The 18,875-nt window shown below is 64.2% G+C and carries 15 protein-coding genes; 5 read left to right on the top strand and 10 right to left on the bottom strand.

Features of this window, described 5'->3' with window-relative positions; all coding sequences use genetic code 11:
- Positions 1-628: 628 nt before the first annotated feature.
- From ihfB to mtnA, 9 genes are all read right to left on the bottom strand, one after another.
- On the bottom strand, positions 629-913 hold the full coding sequence (gene ihfB, locus KDW96_RS20465) for an integration host factor subunit beta (RefSeq protein WP_003243558.1): 285 nt from the start codon (positions 911-913) through the stop codon (positions 629-631).
- Positions 914-1,212: 299 nt separating this feature from the next.
- Positions 1,213-2,895, bottom strand: a complete 1,683-nt coding sequence (gene rpsA, locus KDW96_RS20460; protein ID WP_255838053.1) for a 30S ribosomal protein S1 — start codon at positions 2,893-2,895, stop codon at positions 1,213-1,215.
- Positions 2,896-3,044: 149 nt separating this feature from the next.
- On the bottom strand, positions 3,045-3,734 hold the full coding sequence (cmk, locus tag KDW96_RS20455) for a (d)CMP kinase (protein WP_255838052.1): 690 nt from the start codon (positions 3,732-3,734) through the stop codon (positions 3,045-3,047).
- On the bottom strand, positions 3,731-5,989 hold the full coding sequence (locus KDW96_RS20450) for a bifunctional prephenate dehydrogenase/3-phosphoshikimate 1-carboxyvinyltransferase (protein ID WP_255838050.1): 2,259 nt from the start codon (positions 5,987-5,989) through the stop codon (positions 3,731-3,733). Before KDW96_RS20450 ends, cmk begins: the two co-directional genes overlap by 4 nt.
- On the bottom strand, positions 5,986-7,095 hold the full coding sequence (gene hisC / locus KDW96_RS20445; protein ID WP_255838049.1) for a histidinol-phosphate transaminase: 1,110 nt from the start codon (positions 7,093-7,095) through the stop codon (positions 5,986-5,988). The genes KDW96_RS20450 and hisC overlap by 4 nt, the downstream gene beginning before the upstream one ends.
- A 91-nt stretch (positions 7,096-7,186) precedes the next feature.
- Entirely contained in the window at positions 7,187-8,281 is a 1,095-nt protein-coding gene (pheA, locus tag KDW96_RS20440; protein ID WP_370295229.1) for a prephenate dehydratase, read from the bottom strand.
- Positions 8,281-9,366, bottom strand: coding sequence for a 3-phosphoserine/phosphohydroxythreonine transaminase (gene serC, locus KDW96_RS20435; protein WP_255838047.1), 1,086 nt, complete (start codon positions 9,364-9,366; stop codon positions 8,281-8,283). Before serC ends, pheA begins: the two co-directional genes overlap by 1 nt.
- Positions 9,367-9,461: 95 nt before the next feature.
- Positions 9,462-12,215: a DNA gyrase subunit A gene (gene gyrA, locus KDW96_RS20430; RefSeq protein ID WP_255838046.1), complete on the bottom strand. Its 2,754-nt coding sequence runs from the start codon at positions 12,213-12,215 to the stop codon at positions 9,462-9,464.
- Positions 12,216-12,462: 247 nt separating this feature from the next.
- Positions 12,463-13,539: an S-methyl-5-thioribose-1-phosphate isomerase gene (gene mtnA, locus KDW96_RS20425; protein ID WP_255838045.1), complete on the bottom strand. Its 1,077-nt coding sequence runs from the start codon at positions 13,537-13,539 to the stop codon at positions 12,463-12,465.
- Positions 13,540-13,753: 214 nt separating this feature from the next.
- On the opposite strand from mtnA, the gene KDW96_RS20420 reads away from it, so the two are divergent.
- Together KDW96_RS20420 and ubiG are read left to right on the top strand one after the other, a co-directional pair.
- The gene (locus KDW96_RS20420) at positions 13,754-15,076 is read left to right on the top strand and encodes a TRZ/ATZ family hydrolase (RefSeq protein ID WP_255838044.1); all 1,323 of its coding nucleotides are present in this window, start codon (positions 13,754-13,756) and stop codon (positions 15,074-15,076) included.
- 150 nt (positions 15,077-15,226) lie between these two features.
- Positions 15,227-15,925, top strand: coding sequence for a bifunctional 2-polyprenyl-6-hydroxyphenol methylase/3-demethylubiquinol 3-O-methyltransferase UbiG (gene ubiG, locus KDW96_RS20415; protein WP_255838043.1), 699 nt, complete (start codon positions 15,227-15,229; stop codon positions 15,923-15,925).
- Between the two features lie 52 nt (positions 15,926-15,977).
- Here the strand turns inward: ubiG and KDW96_RS20410 are convergent, their stop codons facing one another.
- Positions 15,978-16,103, bottom strand: a complete 126-nt coding sequence (locus tag KDW96_RS20410) for a hypothetical protein (protein ID WP_255838042.1) — start codon at positions 16,101-16,103, stop codon at positions 15,978-15,980.
- 88 nt (positions 16,104-16,191) lie between these two features.
- Between KDW96_RS20410 and mupP the strand changes: the two genes are divergently transcribed.
- The 3 genes from mupP (at position 16,192) to KDW96_RS20395 (ending at position 18,851) form a co-directional block, all read left to right on the top strand.
- Positions 16,192-16,863 (top strand): N-acetylmuramic acid 6-phosphate phosphatase MupP, encoded by a 672-nt coding sequence (mupP, locus tag KDW96_RS20405; protein WP_255840583.1) that lies wholly within the window; start codon positions 16,192-16,194, stop codon positions 16,861-16,863.
- 96 nt (positions 16,864-16,959) lie between these two features.
- Positions 16,960-17,700: a YciK family oxidoreductase gene (locus tag KDW96_RS20400; protein WP_255838041.1), complete on the top strand. Its 741-nt coding sequence runs from the start codon at positions 16,960-16,962 to the stop codon at positions 17,698-17,700.
- Between the two features lie 224 nt (positions 17,701-17,924).
- Positions 17,925-18,851, top strand: coding sequence for a GGDEF domain-containing protein (locus KDW96_RS20395; protein WP_255838040.1), 927 nt, complete (start codon positions 17,925-17,927; stop codon positions 18,849-18,851).
- Positions 18,852-18,875: the final 24 nt, after the last annotated feature.

The following is an 18,875-nucleotide window of genomic DNA, read 5'->3' as shown; positions in this document are numbered from 1 at the left end:
CCACCGCGCCCTCTCCTGCGCAGCATGCTTCGCAAGCAATCACTCACGATTGAACTAAAGGCGGCAGCACATCCTTTGTCAAGATATCGACGTGTAAAACACTCTTAAAAAATCAGCCCTATTAAGCAATTGATTTTACGGGATTTAATAGTCGAAAAATGAATCTGGAAAGGCTCCCATTGCCACGCGACCGACAAGTAGCTCGCCCTGCCCCTGGCCAGCACGGCAAGCGCCCTGTTTCGAGGCGAATGTTGAACACTTCTTCTCCGTCCTACCCGGCCCGGATATAGCCAATGCATCTCAGCACCATGGTACGCGCGACGGTGCACCAGCCAATGCGTCAGCGCGCGCGCAGCAGTGGGTATCCAGACAGAGGGAGGCAAGAGCAGCGCGATGAATGAGCAGGGGGAGAGAGATGGCCCAAACGGAAAGGTGCTTGATGCGAGGCGAACGACTGACCCGTCGTTACGGCGTGATGCTCAGCTGTCTGCTGCGGCTCATTGAGCTGCAGGCCGGCGATCGCAGAGTAAAGGGGGAATGAGCATTACCACAGCAATCAAGCTCAGCATCGCCAACTTTCTACGACCCCGAGCGAAGGGCGAAAATCAACGCACCCGAGCACCCGGCATTATTCGTCTTCGTTTACCCGGTCACGCAGTTCTTTGCCGGGCTTGAAGTGCGGCACGAACTTGCCATCCAAGCGCACCGACTGGCCGGTCTTGGGGTTGCGCCCCACTCGTGGCGCCCGGTAGTGCAGAGAGAAGCTGCCGAAACCGCGAATCTCGATGCGGTCGCCAGTGGCCAGCGCCTGGGACATCTGTTCCAGCATGGTCTTGATCGCCAGCTCGACGTCTTTCGACGACAGCTGCCCCTGGTGGGTGACAATCCTTTCGATCAACTCCGACTTGGTCATGGTTTTCCCTTCTTTTTCAAGCGGCTAGATCACTCGATAGAATGGTTTTAGCATGCTGGTCAGCTTTTGAACAGCCCAAAAAACAAGGTGTTAGCCGTGGGCAGCGAGATTTCAGAGCCCAGTCTCGGGCTCGGTCGTGCCGGAGAAGGCGGACCCGGCTGTCGAAGCCGAAGCTGTCTCCGAGCCGCAAAGCCGCCTCCATCACGGCAGCAGAACCCCCGCCCTCAACGGATGCGAAGAAATCACAGGCACAAAAAAGGGCGACCGAAGTCGCCCTTTTCCTGATGGATCAGCCGAACTTAGTTCTGCTTTTCCATCTGTGCACGGAGCAGGTCACCGATGGTGGTCGGTCCGGTGGACTCAACGTCCTGCTTGCTGCGCATTTCCTTGATCGCTTCCTTCTCGTCCTCAACGTCTTTCGACTTGATGGACAGGCTGATCACACGGCTCTTGCGGTCAACGCTGATGATCTTGGCTTCGACTTCTTCGCCTTCCTTCAGCACGTTGCGCGCGTCTTCAACGCGGTCACGGCTGATTTCGGAAGCCTTCAGAGTAGCCTCGATGTCGTTGCCCAGGTCGATGATCGCGCCCTTGGCATCTACTTCCTTCACAACGCCACGGACGATGGTGCCCTTGTCGTTGATGGAAACGTAGTTGGAGAACGGATCGTCTTCCAGCTGCTTGATACCCAGGGAGATGCGCTCGCGCTCCGGATCAACGGACAGGATGACGGTTTCCAGCTCGTCGCCCTTCTTGAAACGGCGTACGGCTTCTTCGCCCACTTCGTTCCAGGAGATGTCGGACAGGTGAACCAGACCGTCGATGCCGCCGTCCAGACCAATGAAGATACCGAAATCGGTGATCGACTTGATGGTGCCGGAGATCTTGTCACCCTTGTTGAACTGGCTGGAGAAGTCTTCCCACGGGTTGGTCTTGCACTGCTTGATACCCAGGGAGATACGACGACGCTCTTCGTCGATGTCCAGAACCATGACTTCCACTTCGTCGCCAACCTGAACGACTTTCGACGGGTGGATGTTCTTGTTGGTCCAGTCCATTTCGGAAACGTGTACCAGACCTTCAACGCCTTCTTCCAGCTCAGCGAAGCAGCCGTAGTCGGTCAGGTTGGTCACGCGCGCCATGACGCGGGTGCTTTCCGGGTAACGGGCCTTGATGGCAACCCATGGGTCTTCGCCCAGCTGCTTCAGGCCGAGGGATACGCGGTTACGCTCGCGATCGTACTTCAGAACCTTGACGTCGATCTCGTCGCCAACGTTGACGATCTCGGACGGGTGCTTGATGCGCTTCCAGGCCATGTCGGTGATGTGCAGCAGGCCGTCGACGCCACCCAGGTCCACGAACGCGCCGTAGTCGGTGAGGTTCTTGACGATACCCTTGACCTGCTGGCCTTCCTGCAGGGATTCCAGCAGAGCTTCGCGCTCAGCGCTGTTCTCGGCTTCCAGCACGCTGCGGCGGGAAACGACAACGTTGTTGCGCTTCTGGTCCAGCTTGATGACCTTGAACTCGAGCTCTTTGCCTTCCAGGTGAGTGGTATCACGCACCGGACGTACATCGACCAAGGAACCTGGCAGGAACGCACGGATGCCGTTAACGTCGACAGTGAAGCCGCCCTTAACCTTACCGTTGATAACGCCCTTGACCACTTCCTCAGCGGCGAAAGCTGCTTCCAGAACAATCCAGCACTCGGCGCGCTTGGCTTTTTCGCGGGACAGCTTGGTTTCACCAAAGCCATCTTCAACCGCGTCCAGCGCAACGTGGACTTCGTCACCGACCTTGATGGTCAGCTCGCCTTGTTCGTTGAAGAACTGCTCGAGCGGGATGACGCCCTCGGACTTGAGGCCGGCATGCACGGTAACCCAGTCACCGTCGATGTCGACCACGATGCCGGTGATGATGGCACCCGGCTGCATGTCGAGGGATTTTAGGCTTTCTTCAAATAGTTCTGCGAAGCTTTCGCTCATGTTGATTCCTGTTATCAAGGGCAGGGAATCTGCCCAATCCACACTCCAGACAATGTGGGTTCGTTCAAGTAAAAAGAGGCCTACGGGACTAGGACTGGTCTCCCGCACGCCTCCTTGTCGAGCCCTTCAGCCTAAGCTGCGGCTCTTTTTCATCCGGCCAAATCGCGAATGGCGACTTCACTCAGAATGTGTTCGAGCACCTGCTCGACCGAAAGTTCGGTGGAGTCCAACTGGATCGCGTCGGCAGCCGGTTTGAGCGGCGCGACGGAACGTTGGGTGTCACGCTCATCGCGCGCACGAATCTCGTCGAGAAGACTCGCGAGATTAACATCATCGCCCTTCGCCTTCAACTGCAAGTAGCGCCGACGCGCGCGCTCCTCGGCACTGGCGGTGAGGAATATCTTCAGCGGCGCATCGGTAAACACCACGGTGCCCATGTCGCGACCATCGGCCACCAGGCCCGGCATCTCCTGAAACGCCCGCTGGCGCTGCAGCAGCGCCTCGCGCACCGCCGGCAAAGAAGCCACCTGCGAAGCACCGGCGCCGATCTGCTCGTTGCGGATCAAATCGGTCACGTCCTCACCCTCAAGGATGATGCGCTGGCCCAAATCATCCCTGGCGGCCTTGAACTGCACATCCAGATGAGCGGCAAGGACCTTCATTGCCTCTTCATTGGTCAGGTCGACGCCGTGGTTGCGTGCAGCGAAGGCCAGCAGGCGGTACAAGGCGCCGGAGTCCAGCAGGTTCCAGCTCAAGCGCCTGGCCAACAGCCCGGCAATGGTGCCCTTGCCCGAACCGCTCGGCCCGTCGATAGTGATAACCGGTGCTTGCAGGGTCATGATTTGCCCTCCTCGCCGACGCGGATACCCACCTGCGCGGCCAGGGCCAGGAAATTCGGGAAGGAGGTGGCGACGTTGGCGCAGTCGTGAATACGGATCGGCGCGCTGGCGCGCAGCGAGGCCACGCTGAAGGACATGGCGATGCGGTGGTCGCCATGGCTGTACACCTCACCACCGCCGATGCTGCCGCCCTCGATGACGATGCCGTCTGGTGTCGGTTCGGCCTTGACGCCCAGCGCCTGCAGGCCGTCGGCCATGACCTGGATCCGGTCGGACTCCTTGACCCGCAGCTCTTCGGCACCACGCAGCACGGTGCGCCCTTCGGCGCAGGAGGCGGCGACGAACAGCACGGGGAATTCATCGATGGCCAGCGGCACCAGGTCTTCAGGGATGTCGATCCCTTTGAGCTTGGCCGAACGCACACGGATGTCCGCGACCGGCTCGCCGCCGACTTCGCGCTGATTCTCCAGGGTGATATCACCGCCCATCAGCTTGAGGATGTCGATCACCCCGGTGCGGGTCGGGTTGATGCCGACGTGCTCCAGAACCAGCTCGGAATCCTCGGCAATGCTGCCTGCGACCAGGAAGAAGGCCGCCGAGGAGATATCCGCCGGCACCTCGATACGGGTGGCCTTGAGCTTGTGCCCGGACTCGACGGTCGCCGCATTGCCCTCGACCGTCACCGGATAGCCGAAGCCGCGCAGCATGCGCTCGGTATGGTCGCGGGTTGGTGCCGGCTCGACCACCGTGGTGGAGTTCGCCGCGTAGAGCCCGGCGAGCAGCAGGCAGGACTTAACCTGGGCGCTGGCCATCGGCATCTGGTAGGTCATGCCACCCAGGCTACGACCGCCACGAATGGTCATGGGCGGACGCCCCTCGGCGGCGGTCTCGATCTCCGCACCCATCTCGCGCAGCGGCTTGGCCACCCGGTTCATCGGCCGCTTGGACAGCGAGGCGTCGCCGGTCAGGGTGGTATCGAACGGCTGCGCGGCGAGCAGGCCGGCGAGCAGGCGCATGGAGGTGCCGGAGTTGCCCAGGTAGATGGGCCCGGGCGGCGGCTGTAAACCGTGCAGGCCGACGCCATGGATGGTCACGCGGCCGTGATGCGGCCCCTCGATGACCACGCCCATGTCACGGAAGGCCTGCAGGGTCGCCAGGGCGTCTTCACCCTCGAGGAAGCCCTCCACCTCGGTGGTGCCTTCGGCCAGCGAGCCGAGCATGATCGAGCGATGCGAAATGGACTTGTCGCCCGGAACGCGAATCCGTCCGGACAGTTTGCCACCAGGGTTAGCCAGGAAAATCAGATCATTCGAGTGCATAGCGTCCACATAAGCCCTGCGGGCCAAAATTTTACTGAAATGCTCGCGGGCCACTCGGGCGCGGGTGAACACGCCCAGGAGTTGATGCCCGTCCCCAGCGTCGACCGCATCGCGCAAGGCGTCGAGGTCGTCGCGAAATACATCGAGGGTGTGCAGCACGGCCTCGCGGTTGGCGAGAAAGATGTCGTGCCACATCACCGGGTCGCTGCCGGCGATCCGCGTGAAATCGCGAAAACCGCCAGCGGCGTAACGGAAGATCTCCAGATTCTCGCTGCGCTTGGCCAAGGAGTCGACCAGGCCGAACGCCAGCAGGTGCGGCAGGTGACTGGTAGCGGCGAGCACCTGGTCATGGTGCGCGACCTGCATGTGCTCGACATCGGCGTCCAGCGCGCGCCAGAGACGGTCGATCAGCTGCACGGCCTGGGAATCGGTTTCGGCCAAGGGCGTGAGTATCACCCTGTGGCGGCGGAACAGGTCGCCATTGGACGCTTCCACACCGCTCTGCTCGGACCCGGCAATCGGATGCCCCGGCACGAAACGCGTCGGCGCGCCGGCAAAGGCCGCACGAGCGGCGCGCACCACGTTGCCTTTGGCGCTGCCCACATCGGTAAGCACGGCATCGCCGAGGTCGAGCTCGGCCAGCTGACCGAGCAGTTTCTCCATGGCGAGAATAGGCACCGCCAGCTGGATCACCTCGGCGCCCTGACAGGCGGCAGCCAGCTGCTCCTCGCAGCGGTCGACCACGCCCAACTCGACGGCCATGCGCCGCGACTCCGGGTCCAGATCGACGCCCACCACCTCGCGGCACAGGCCGCGCTCGCGCAGCCCCTTGGCGAACGAGCCGCCGATCAGCCCGAGACCGATCACCACCAGGCGGCCGATCAGGGGCGTCGCGCCAGGAGCCTCGGTGAGCGCGCTAGCCTTGACCTCGCTCACGCGCCCAGCACCTTGGCCAGCGCGGCGAGAAACAGGGTGTTCTCCTGCGCGGTACCTATTGAAACCCGCAGGTGATTAGGCATGCCGTAGCCCGCCACCGGACGGACGATCACCCCCTCAAGCAGCAGCGCCTGGTTGATCGCCGCCGTATCGCGACCGAAGTCCACGGCGATGAAGTTGCCCCGCGAGGGAATCCAGGACAGGCCCAGGGCACGCAGGCCGTCTTCCAGCTGGGCCATGCCGGCATCGTTGGCCTGGCGACTGCGCAGCAGGTAGTCATCGTCCTCGAGGGCGGCGCACGCCGCAGCCAAGGCCAGGCTGTTGACATTGAACGGCTGGCGCACGCGATTGAGCACGTCAGCCACCTGCGCAGTGCTGATGGCGTAGCCGACCCGCAACGCAGCGAGGCCATAGGCCTTGGAGAAGGTGCGCGACACCAGCAGATTCGGATGACGGGCCAGGTAGTCGAGACCGTCGGGTAGCTCATCGCCCTGGGCGTACTCGATATAGGCCTCGTCCAGCACCACCAGCACGTTCTCCGGCACCCGCTCGAGGAACGCGCTCAGCGCCTGCGGGCCGAACCAGGTACCGGTGGGATTGTTCGGGTTGGCGACGAACACCACCCGGGTCTGCCCATCGATGGCCGCGAGCATCGCCTCCAGATCGTGACCGAAGTCCCTGGCCGGCACCACCTTGCCCTGGGCGCCGACCGCCTGGGTGGCAATCGGGTAGACGGCGAAGGCGTACTGGCTGAACACCGCATTCAGCCCTGGCGCCAGGTAGGCGCGGGCGACCAGGTCGAGTATGTCGTTGGAACCGTTGCCCAGGGTCACCTGGCTGGCCTGCACGCCGCAGCGCGCGGCCAAGCGACGCTTGAGCTCGAAACCGTTGCCGTCGGGGTAGCGGGTCAGCTCGGCCAGTTCGCCACGAACGGCCTCAAGCACCTTCGGGCTGGGCCCCAGCGGATTCTCGTTGCTGGCCAGCTTGACGATGCCGGCCGGGTCGAGGCTGAGCTCACGGGCCAGCTCATCGACCGGCTTGCCCGGCACGTAGGGCGAAAGCTTCTGTACGCCTGGCTGAGCCAGGGCGAGGAAATCACAACTCATTGCTTGCCTCTTGTCGATCCGCCCCGCACCGCTTGCGAGTCGCGTTGAGATCGCCGCGGCCCGGTGTCAAGCCCGGGCCGCTGCCGGCGACCTAGAGCACCGCCTTCGGGTAGGAGCCCAGCACCTTGAGCGCCACGGCCTCCTGGTTGATCTTCTCCAGCACGTCCTTGATCAGCGGGTCACGGTGATGACCGACGAAGTCGATGAAGAACACGTAGGTCCACTTGCCGCTGCGCGACGGCCGGGTCTCGATGCGGGTCAGGTCGATGCCGTTGTTGTGGAACGGAACCAGCAGCTCATGCAGGGCTCCCGGCTTGTTGCGCATGGAGACGATGACCGAGGTCTTGTCGTCGCCGGTCGGCGGCACTTCCTGGCTGCCGATGATGAGGAAGCGCGTGGAGTTGTCCGGACGGTCCTCGATCTTCTCCGCCAGCTTGGTCAGCCCATAGAGGTTGGCCGCCATATCGCCGGCGATCGCCGCCGAGTTCCATTCGCTCTTCACCCGCTTGGCCGCATCGGCATTGCTCGACACCGCCACCCGCTCGACATTCGGGTAGTGCGCATCCAGCCACTTGCGGCACTGGGCCAGGGACTGGGCATGGGAGTAGATGCGGGTGATCTTGTCGGTCTTGGTGGTTTCGCCGACCAGCAGGTGATGGTGGATGCGCAGCTCGACCTCACCACAGATGACCATGTCGTGCTCGAGGAAGCTGTCCAGGGTGTGGTTGATCGCCCCTTCGGTGGAGTTCTCCACCGGCACCACGCCGAAGTTGACCGCACCGGCGGCCACCTCACGGAACACCTCGTCGATCGCCGCCATCGGCACGCTGATCACCGCGTGACCGAAATGCTTCATGGCCGCAGCCTGGGAGAAGGTGCCTTCCGGACCGAGGTAGGCGACCTTCAACGGATTCTCCAGGGCCAGGCAGGAAGACATGATCTCGCGGAACAGCCGCGCCATTTCCTCGTTGTCCAGCGGACCCTTGTTGCGCTCCATGATGCGCTTGAGCACCTGGGCCTCTCGCTCGGGGCGATAGAACACCGGCTTCTCGCCTTCGGGCAAGGCCTTCATCTTGACCCGCGCCACATCTTCGGCGCAGCGCGCGCGATCGCTGATCAGCTCGAGAATCTTCTCGTCGAGGTTGTCGATGCGCAGGCGCAGGGCCTGCAGTTCCTGCTCGGACATCAGCCGTGCTCCTTCTCGAACTCGGCCATATAGGCCACCAGCGCCTGCACGGCGTCGAGCCCTACGGCGTTATAGATGGAGGCACGCATGCCGCCGACCGAACGATGGCCCTTGAGGTTGAGCAGGCCGCGAGCCTCGGCACCGACGAGGAACGGCTGGTCCAGGCGTTCGTCAGCCAGACGGAACGGCACGTTCATCCAGGAACGGGCATTGGTGGCGATCGGGTTGCTGTACAACGCGCTGGCGTCGATGGCGCCGTAGAGCAGCTCCTTCTTGGCGCGATTGCGCTGCTCCATGGCGGCCACACCTCCCTGCTCCTTGAGCCACTCGAAGACCAGCCCGGAGAGGTACCAGGAGAAGGTCGCCGGGGTGTTGTACATCGAGCCGTTATCGGCGGCCACCTGGTAATTGAGCATGGTCGGGCAAGCGCTGCGGGCGCGACCTAGCAGGTCCTCGCGGACGATCACCACCACCAGGCCGCTGGGGCCGATGTTCTTCTGCGCGCCGGCGTAGATCAGGCCGAACTTCGACACGTCGATGGCACGGGAGAGAATGTCCGAGGACATGTCCGCCACCAGCGGCACCTCGCCGACCTCGGGAATCCAGTCGAACTCCAGGCCGCCGATGGTCTCGTTCGGCGTGTAGTGCAGGTACGCCGCGTCTTTCGAGAGCTGCCAGTCGTTCTGCCCGGGGATGGCGAAATAGTCGTACCCCTTGGCGCTGGCGGCCACGTTGATAGCGCCGAAGCGGCGCGCCTCCTCGATGGCTTTCTTCGACCAGATGCCGGTATCGACATAGTCGGCCACGCCGTCTTCGGGGAGCAGGTTCAGGGGGATCTCGGCGAACTGCTGGCTGGCGCCGCCCTGGAGGAACAGCACCTTGTAGTTGGAGGGAATGGCGAGCAGGTCGCGCAGGTCCTGCTCGGCCCTGGCGGCAATGCCCATGTACTCGTCACTGCGATGGCTCATCTCCATCACCGACAGACCCTTGCCCTGCCAGTCGAGGAGTTCCGCCTGGGCGCGTTGCAGTACAGCTTCTGGAAGCGCGGCCGGGCCGGCGCAAAAGTTAAAGGCTCGCTTGCTCACATCCACTCTCGCTCACATGTTGAGCGGGCACCGCATCCGGGTCACCCGCCGAATCCTCCACCGCTGCAGGCGGGACCAAGTCCCGCCCTGGCGGATCACTCCTCGCCGAGCGGGCTCTCTTCGCCCTCGCCTTCTAGCGCCTCGCCCGCCAGCACTTGCTCGGCGTCGGCCACCTCCAGCTCGTCGTCCTCTTCCTCGGACGGCTCCTGCACGCGCTCCAGCCCCACCAGCTTCTCATCCTTGGCCAGCTTGATCAGGGTCACGCCCTGGGTGTTTCGACCCAGACTGGAGACCTCGCTGGCGCGGGTGCGCACCAGGGTACCCAGGTCGGAAATCAGCATGATCTCCTCGCCATCGAGCACCTGCACCGCGCCGACCAGCTTGCCGTTGCGTTCGTTGCCGACCATGGCGATCACGCCCTGGCCGCCACGCCCGCGCCGCGGGAATTCGGCCATCTCGGTACGCTTGCCATAGCCGCGCTCCGAGGCCGTGAGGATCTGCGCCCCCGGCTCCGGAATCAACATGGAGATGATCTGCTGCCCTTCGGCCAGACGCATGCCACGCACGCCGCGGGCGGTACGGCCCATGGTGCGCACCTTGCTTTCCTTGAAGCGGATGACCTTGCCGCCATCGGAGAACATCATCACCTCACGGGCGCCGTCGGTCACGGCCGCGGCGATCAGGGTGTCGTCCTCGTCCAGCTTGAGAGCGATCAGACCGGTGCTGCGCGGACGGCTGAACTGCACCAGCGGGGTCTTCTTCACCGTGCCCTTGGCGGTCGCCATGAAGATGTAGGCTCCGGTCGGCTCGTCCTGTTCGTCGTCGGCGACTTCGGCGTCGCTGTCCTCGACCACCTCGGCCTCGATCACTTCGCCTACCAGGGCCTCGTCCAGCTCTTCTTCGTTGCCGGCGCTCTGCTGCAGGGCTTCCAGGTCGATCTGCAGCATGGCGGTGATCCACTCACCCTCATCCAGGGGCAGCAGATTGACCAGCGGCCGACCACGGGCGGCACGCGAGGCCTCGGGAATCTCGTAGGTCTTCAGCCAGTACACCTTGCCCTTGCTGGAGAACAGCAGCAGGGTGGCATGGCTGTTGGCGACCAGCAGGTGTTCGATGTAGTCCTCATCCTTGATCCCGGTCGCCGACTTGCCCTTGCCGCCTCGGCGCTGGGCCTGGTAGGCGGCCAGCGGCTGGCTCTTGGCGTAGCCGCTGTGGGAGATGGTGACCACCCGCTCCTCCTCGGTAATCAGGTCGGCCAGGGTCAGGTCCAGACGCGTATCGAGAATCTCGGTGCGGCGGGCATCGCCGAATTCGGCCTTGACGGCCTCCAGCTCCTCGCGAATCACTTCCATCAGGCGCGTCGCGTCGGTGAGGATGCGGATCAGCTCGCCGATCTGGGTGAGAATCTCCTGGTACTCGGCCAGCAGCTTCTCGTGCTCCAGGCCGGTCAGGCGATGCAGGCGCAGGTCGAGAATGGCCTGGGCCTGCTCGGGCGACAGGAAGTACTTGCCGTCGCGCAGGCCGTACTGCGGGTCCAGGTCCTCGGGACGGCAGGCATCGGCGCCGGCGCGCTCGACCATGGCCTCCACCGCGGCGGACTCCCAGGGCGTTGAGATCAGCGCTTCCTTGGCCTCGGCCGGGGTCGGCGAGGCCTTGATCAGGGCGATCACCGGGTCGATGTTGGACAGCGCCACCGCCTGGCCTTCGAGGATGTGCCCGCGCTCACGCGCCTTGCGCAGCTCGAACACTGTGCGCCGGGTAACCACCTCGCGGCGGTGCAGGATGAAGGCCTCGAGCATGTCCTTGAGGTTCAGCACCTTGGGCTGACCGTCGATCAGCGCCACCACGTTGATACCGAACACGCTCTGCATCTGGGTCTGGGCGTAGAGGTTGTTGAGGATCACCTCCGGCACTTCGCCACGGCGCAGCTCGATGACGATGCGCATGCCGTCCTTGTCCGACTCGTCGCGCAGCTCGGTGATGCCCTCGAGCTTCTTCTCCTTGACCAGCTCGGCGATCTTCTCGATCAGACGCGCCTTGTTCAGCTGGTAGGGCAGTTCGGTGACGACGATCTGCTGGCGGCCGCCGACCTTGTCGATGTCCTCGACCATGGCGCGGGCGCGGATGTAGATGCGCCCGCGACCGGTGCGGTAGGCCTCGATGATGCCGGCACGACCGTTGATGATCGCCGCGGTCGGGAAATCCGGGCCAGGGATGTACTGCATCAGTTCATCGACCGTCAGCTCGGCGTTTTCGATCAGCGCCAGGCAGCCATCGATCACTTCGCCCAGGTTGTGCGGCGGGATGTTGGTGGCCATGCCCACGGCGATGCCGCTGGAGCCGTTGACCAGCAGGTTGGGAACCTTGGTCGGCATGACCGCGGGAATCTGCTCGGTGCCGTCGTAGTTCGGCACCCAGTCCACGGTTTCCTTGTGCAGGTCGGCCAGCAGCTCGTGGGCCAGCTTGGTCATGCGCACTTCGGTGTATCGCATGGCCGCGGCGTTGTCGCCGTCCACCGAACCGAAGTTGCCCTGACCGTCGACCAGCAGGTAACGCAGGGAGAACGGCTGCGCCATGCGCACGATGGTGTCGTACACCGCGGTATCGCCGTGCGGGTGGTACTTACCGATCACGTCACCGACCACACGGGCGGACTTCTTGTACGGCTTGTTCCAGTCGTTGCCCAACTCACTCATTGCAAAGAGCACGCGACGGTGCACGGGCTTCAAGCCATCGCGTGCATCCGGCAGGGCCCGCCCGACGATCACGCTCATCGCGTAGTCGAGGTAGGACTGCTGCAGTTCGTCTTCGATATTGACCGGGAGGATTTCTTTGGCCAGTTCGCCCATGAGTAGCCTGGTTCCTTTTTCTGGTGAAACTTCGCGCCACTCATCCTGAACGAGGCGAAGCTTGCCGTCGCGGCCCTAGGCCAGCAACGACTCACGACAAATCAATGAGTTATGCCATGTGTCTGCGCAGTTAAGACGCCCGCGATGGGCGCCCCTGAAAACCGCCGGAGTTTACCACAGTCGCCGCCCGCCACCTATCCCCAGACGGCCAGCCGGGACAGGCGCGCAACCGCCCTGCCAACCGCACTCAATGCAGGCGCTTGCGGCACATCAGCTTGGCCATCTTTGCCGCATCCGGCCGTTCCACCACACCTTTCTCGGTGACGATGAAGTCGATCAGGTCGGCTGGTGTCACATCGAATACCGGATTGACCGCCTCCACCCCAGACGCCACGCGCTTGCCACCCACCTCCAGCAGCTCGACACCGTCGCGCTCCTCGATGGGAATGTCCTCGCCGCTCTCCAGGGCCATGTCGATGGTCGAACTCGGCGCCACCACCATAAAACGCACACCATGGTGCATGGCATTCACCGCCAGCTGATAGGTGCCGATCTTGTTGGCCACATCGCCATTGGCGGTGATGCGGTCGGCGCCAACTATGACCCAGGTGATGCCCTTGGTTTTCATCAGGTGAGCGGCCGCGGAGTCGGCATTCAGGCTCACCGGGATGCCCTCATTGGCCAGCTCCCAGGCGGTCAGGCGAGAGCCCTGCAACCAGGGCCGGGTCTCGTCGGCATACACGCGCTCGACCAGGCCATCCAGATGGGCCGCGCGAATCACCCCCAGGGCGGTGCCAAAGCCACCGGTGGCCAGGGCGCCGGTATTGCAATGGGTCAGCAGGTTCTGCTGGTTGCCCTGGTGCTTGCGGATCAGCTCGACGCCGAGCTGGGCCATGGTCAGGTTCGCCTCGCGGTCACTCTGATGAATGCCATGGGCTTCCGCCTCCAGCGCCAGCAGCGGGTCCTCCCCGTCCTTCAGGCGAGCCAGGCGCTCGCGCATGCGATTGAGCGCCCAGAACAGATTGACCGCGGTCGGCCGCGAATCGGCGAGCACCTGGAAGTCCTCTTCCAGCGCCTCCCGCCAGTCGCCACCGGCAGCCAGCCGCGCACGGGCGCCAAGCACCACGCCATAGGCAGCACTGATGCCGATGGCTGGCGCACCGCGCACCACCATCGCCCGAATGGCCTCGGCCACCGCGACCGCCGAACCGTAGGCGTGCCACAGCTCCTCGAACGGCAGCACACGCTGATCGAGCAGATGCAGGGCACCGTCGCGCCACTCGATGGCCTTGACCTTCTCGGCCGCTAGCAATTGCTCGCGCATGACCCACCTCGCAGTCCAAAAGAAAAAGCCGGGCATTATACGCACATGGGGGACCGACCCAAGCCCGCAGCGTCGCAATCCCGACCGGCAACGAACCACGACAGACTGAGTCGCAGAACGCACCCAGAGGGTCCGACAATACCGCGCCCGACTTCAAGCCAGCCCCATTCCCCTATAAACTCGGTCCTTTTAAGCCCGCCCGGAAGCCCTCGCCATGTCTGCAGCCCCCCTCGACCTCCTCCTGCTCCCCACCTGGCTGGTGCCGGTGGAGCCGGCCGGCGTGGTGCTGCACGAGCATGGCCTGGGCATCCGCGACGGCCGCATCGCCCTGATCGCCCCGCGCACCGAGGCCCTCAAGCAGCCGGCGCTGGAGGTGCGCGAACTGCCAGGGCGACTGCTGGCCCCGGGCCTGGTCAACGCCCACGGCCATGCCGCCATGACCCTGTTCCGCGGCCTGGCCGACGACCTGCCGCTGATGACCTGGCTGCAGGACCACATCTGGCCGGCCGAGAGCAAGTGGGTCGACGAGGCCTTCATCCGCGACGGTACCGAACTGGCCATCGCCGAACAGCTCAAGGGCGGCATCACCTGCTTCTCCGACATGTATTTCTTTCCCGCGGCCGCCAGCGAGCTGGTGCACAAGAGCGGTATCCGCGCACAGATCACCGTCCCGGTACTGGACTTCCCCATCCCCGGTGCCCGCGATGCCGACGAAGCCCTACGCAAGGGCCTGGAGCTGTTCGACGACCTCAAGCACCACCCGCGCCTGACGGTGGCCTTCGGCCCCCACGCCCCCTACACGGTCAGCGACGACAAGCTGGAGAACATCCGCGTGCTCGCCGAGGAGCTGGATGCCGGCATTCATATGCATGTGCAGGAAACCGCCTTCGAGGTTCAGCAGAGCCTCGAACAGCACGGCGTACGCCCCCTGGCGCGCCTGGCGCGCCTCGGCCTGCTCGGGCCGCGCTTCCAGGCCGTGCACATGACCCAGGTCGACGACGATGACCTGGCCATGCTGGTGGAGAGCAACAGCAGCGTGATCCACTGCCCGGAATCCAACCTCAAGCTGGCCAGCGGCTTCTGTCCAGTGGAAAGGCTCTGGCAGGCCGGCGTCAACGTGGCCATCGGCACCGATGGCGCGGCCAGCAACAACGACCTGGACCTGCTCGGCGAAACCCGCACGGCGGCACTGCTGGCCAAGGCCGTGGCCGGCTCGGCCACCGCCCTGGACGCGCACCGCGCACTGCGCATGGCCACCCTCAACGGTGCCCGCGCCCTCGGCCTGGACGAGCAGATCGGCTCATTGGAAATCGGCAAGGCGGCCGACCTGGTCGCCTTCGACCTGTCCGGCCTGGCCCAGCAGCCGGTCTACGACCCGGTCTCGCAACTGATCTACGCCAGCAGCCGGGCCTGCGTCGAGCACGTCTGGGTCGCCGGCAAGACACTGCTAGACAACGGCCAACTGACCCGCCTGGACGAGCAGCGGATCATCGCCAATGCCCGCGCCTGGGGCGCCAGGATCGCCGGCCGGGCCTAGTCGCGGCCTTGCTCGCAGACCAGGCGCCGGCCGCTGCGACAAACTGACATAAATTGACCGCCGCGCCGACGCCCCAAGCGCCGCGCGGAACTGGCACCATAAGCATTTGAGCCCCGAGCCTCCGGCTTGGCGTTTTATTCAGGGAATCCCATGAGCAACGTCGATCACGCCGAAATCGCCAAATTCGAAGCCCTCGCCCACCGCTGGTGGGATCGCGAGAGCGAGTTCAAGCCGCTGCACGACATCAATCCCCTGCGGGTCAACTGGATCGACGAGCGCGTCGGCCTGGCCGGCAAGAAGGTCCTCGACGTCGGCTGCGGCGGCGGCATTCTCAGCGAAGCCATGGCCCAGCGCGGCGCCACCGTCACCGGCATCGACATGGGCGAAGCGCCGCTGGCCGTGGCCCAGCTGCATCAGCTCGAATCCGGAGTCTCGGTGGAGTACCGGCAGATCACCGCCGAAGACCTGGCGCAGGAGATGCCGGAGCAGTTCGACGTGGTCACCTGCCTGGAGATGCTCGAACACGTTCCCGACCCGGCCTCGGTGATCCGCGCCTGCTACGCCATGGTCAAGCCCGGCGGCCAGGTGTTCTTCTCCACCATCAACCGCAACCCCAAGGCCTACCTGTTCGCAGTGATCGGCGCCGAGTACCTGCTGCGCCTACTGCCGCGCGGCACCCATGACTTCAAGAAATTCATCCGCCCCTCCGAACTGGGCGCCTGGAGCCGCGCCGCCGGCCTGCAGGTCAAGGACATCATCGGCCTGACCTACAACCCTCTGACCAAGCACTACAAGCTGGAGTCGGATGTCGACGTCAACTACATGATCCAGACCCTGAAGGAGGGCTAGGGCGTGCCATTGGTTATTTCCCTGCTGCGTTGCTGCCAGAAAACCGGCCAGGCTAGGCGCTGGCCGCAGGCAATGGTTGTTCCATTGCCAAGGACAGCAACAACGCATGGCCGATTTTCTGACGCAACCCATAGGGCCGGGTCTGTTTTGGCGCGATGCGGCGTTTCTCGCCGCTCATTTGGAACAACCAAACTTCACGGCTCGTGCCTTGCATCGCGCCAAAACAGACTCCGGCGCAGCGAGGGAAATAGCCGATGACACGCCCAATGCGCCTGCGCGCGGTTCTATTCGACATGGACGGCACCCTGCTCGACAGTGCCCCGGACTTCATCGCCATCTGCCAGGCGATGCGCGCCGAACGGGGCCTCGCCCCCATAGACGACAAGCTGATTCGCGACCAGGTGTCCGGCGGTGCCCGCGCCATGGTCGCCACCAGCTTCGCCATGGACCCACTGGACGAACGATTCGAGCCGTTGCGCCTGGAGTTCCTTGAGCGCTACCAGCAACACTGCGCCGTGCTGACCCGCCCGTTCGACGGCATCGAGCAACTGCTCGCCGATATCGAGCAGGCCAAGCTGATCTGGGGCGTGGTGACCAACAAGCCGCTGCGCTACGCGGAGCCGATCATGCAGCAACTGGGCCTCGCCGAACGCTCGGCCATCCTCATCTGTCCGGACCATGTGACCCGTAGCAAACCAGACCCCGAGCCCATGACCCTGGCCTGCAGCCGCCTGGGCCTGGAGCCGGCCAGCGTGCTGTTTGTCGGCGACGACCTGCGCGACATCGAGTCCGGGCGCGCCGCCGGCACCCGCACGGCCGCCGTCACCTACGGCTACATCCACCCGCAGGACAACCCGAGAAACTGGGGCGCCGACGTGGTGGTCGACCATCCGCTGGAGCTGCGCGCCGTGCTCGATCGAGCGCTGTGCTCCTGCTGAGACCCGATCCAGCCAGGCCCATCGTCCTACTTCGCCCGCCTCATCCGAGGTGGGCACTAAACTCAGCCCAACCCACGAATTAATGAGGCGCTCGCCATGTTCGACTATTCCGCCCGTCCCGACCTGCTCAAGGATCGCGTGATTCTGGTCACTGGCGCCGGTCGCGGGATCGGCGCCGCCGCCGCCCAGACCTTCGCCGCCCACGGCGCCACCGTCCTGCTGCTGGGCAAGAGCGAAGACCACCTGAGCAAGGTCTACGACGCCATCGAGGCCGCCGGCCACCCGCAGCCGGCGGTGATCCCCTTCAACCTGGAAACCGCCCTGCCCCACCAGTACGACGAACTGGCGGCGACGATCGAGCGCGAGTTCGGTCGACTCGACGGCCTGCTGCACAACGCCTCGATCATCGGCCCGCGTACGCCCCTGGAACAGTTGTCCGGCGACAACTTCATGCGGGTGATGCAGGTCAACGTGAACGCCATGTTCATGCTCACCAGCACCCTGCTGCCGCTGCTCAAGCTCTCGCCGGACGCCTCGGTGGTGTTCACCTCCAGCAGCGTCGGGCGCAAGGGTCGCGCCTACTGGGGCGCCTACGCGGTATCGAAGTTCGCCACCGAAGGCCTGATGCAGGTGCTGGCCGACGAGCTCGACGGCATTGCCAACGTTCGCGCCAACAGCGTCAACCCGGGGGCCACCCGCACCGACATGCGCGCCCAGGCCTACCCCGGAGAAAATCCGGCCAACAACCCGGCGCCCGGGGCCATCATGCCGGTGTACCTGTACCTGATGGGCCCCGACAGCAACGGCGTGAACGGCCAGGCCTTCGACGCCCAGTAAGGGGCGCCAACAAACCGAGGCGGCAAAATATTGGCACCTCGGTGCCAAGCGGCAGCGGATTGCCGGCCGTTGCCGCTATTAATTGGCCACTAGTGGCCAAGAGCCTCCAGTGAAAGCCGCTAAGTAGCTGACTTCAAATAATTTTTTATCGCACTGAACCCTTTGGCACGAAATTCGCTCAAACCTCTGTGTCAACGCATTGAAGCGCCAGAGGTTTAGCCTTTATGGGTCCCCCAAGCCAGACCAACACCATAGATTTCGATGCAGCCAAGCTGCAGCGTATGGGCTTCGCCAGCCAGAAGGTGCGCGCGCCGCGGCCGATCAGCCTGGCCCAGTTGCGCCAGCAGCTTGCCTTGCAGTTGCAGACCAGCCTGGACGCCGAACGCGTGCTCTCGCTGTTCTTTGCCGGCGCCCAGCAACTGGTGCCGCTGGATGCGCTGAGCTATCAGCAACCGATCAGCGACCTGCGTGTGGAATTGGGGGAGCGCGCCAGCCACTCGGCGGCTTATCGCCTCAGTCACGAGGGGGAATACCTCGGCGAGCTGGTGTTCCGCCGCCGGCAACGGTTTAGCGACGAAGAACTTGGCCAACTGGAGTCACTGCTGGCCAGCCTGCTGTTTCCGCTGCGCAATGCCCTGCTCTACCGCGCTGCTGTCCAGAACGCCCTGCGCGATCCCCTGACCGATACCGGCAACCGCATCGCCATGGACCAGGTACTGAAGCGCGAAGTGGATCTGGCCCGGCGCAACCTGCTGCCGCTGTCACTGCTGATGCTCGACCTCGATCATTTCAAGGAGGTCAACGACAACCACGGCCACTGCGTCGGCGACGAAGTGCTCAAGGCCGTGGCGGCTACCCTGAAGAATCAGCTGCGCAACGTCGACATGGTGTTTCGCTACGGCGGCGAGGAGTTCCTCGTGGTGCTGTCCGGCACCGGTCGCGAGGCCGCCGGGATGATCGGCGAACGCCTGCGGCATGCCGTACTGGAACTGCAGTGCCTGGCCCAGGGCGCCCCCATCGACCTGTCGATCAGCCTCGGCTGCGCCACCTTGCTGCCAGGCGAATCCGCGGACAGCCTGTTGCGCCGCGTCGACAGCGCTCTCTATGTCGCCAAGCGCGAGGGGCGCAATCGCCTGACCATGGCCGGCTGACAGCACGCACACGAAGAAAAGGGG

The organism is Pseudomonas benzenivorans (assembly GCF_024397895.1).
GTDB lineage: Bacteria > Pseudomonadota > Gammaproteobacteria > Pseudomonadales > Pseudomonadaceae > Aquipseudomonas > Aquipseudomonas benzenivorans_A.
Note: the sequence above shows the minus strand (reverse complement) of the source record. Positions and strands in the feature narration are given on the sequence as shown.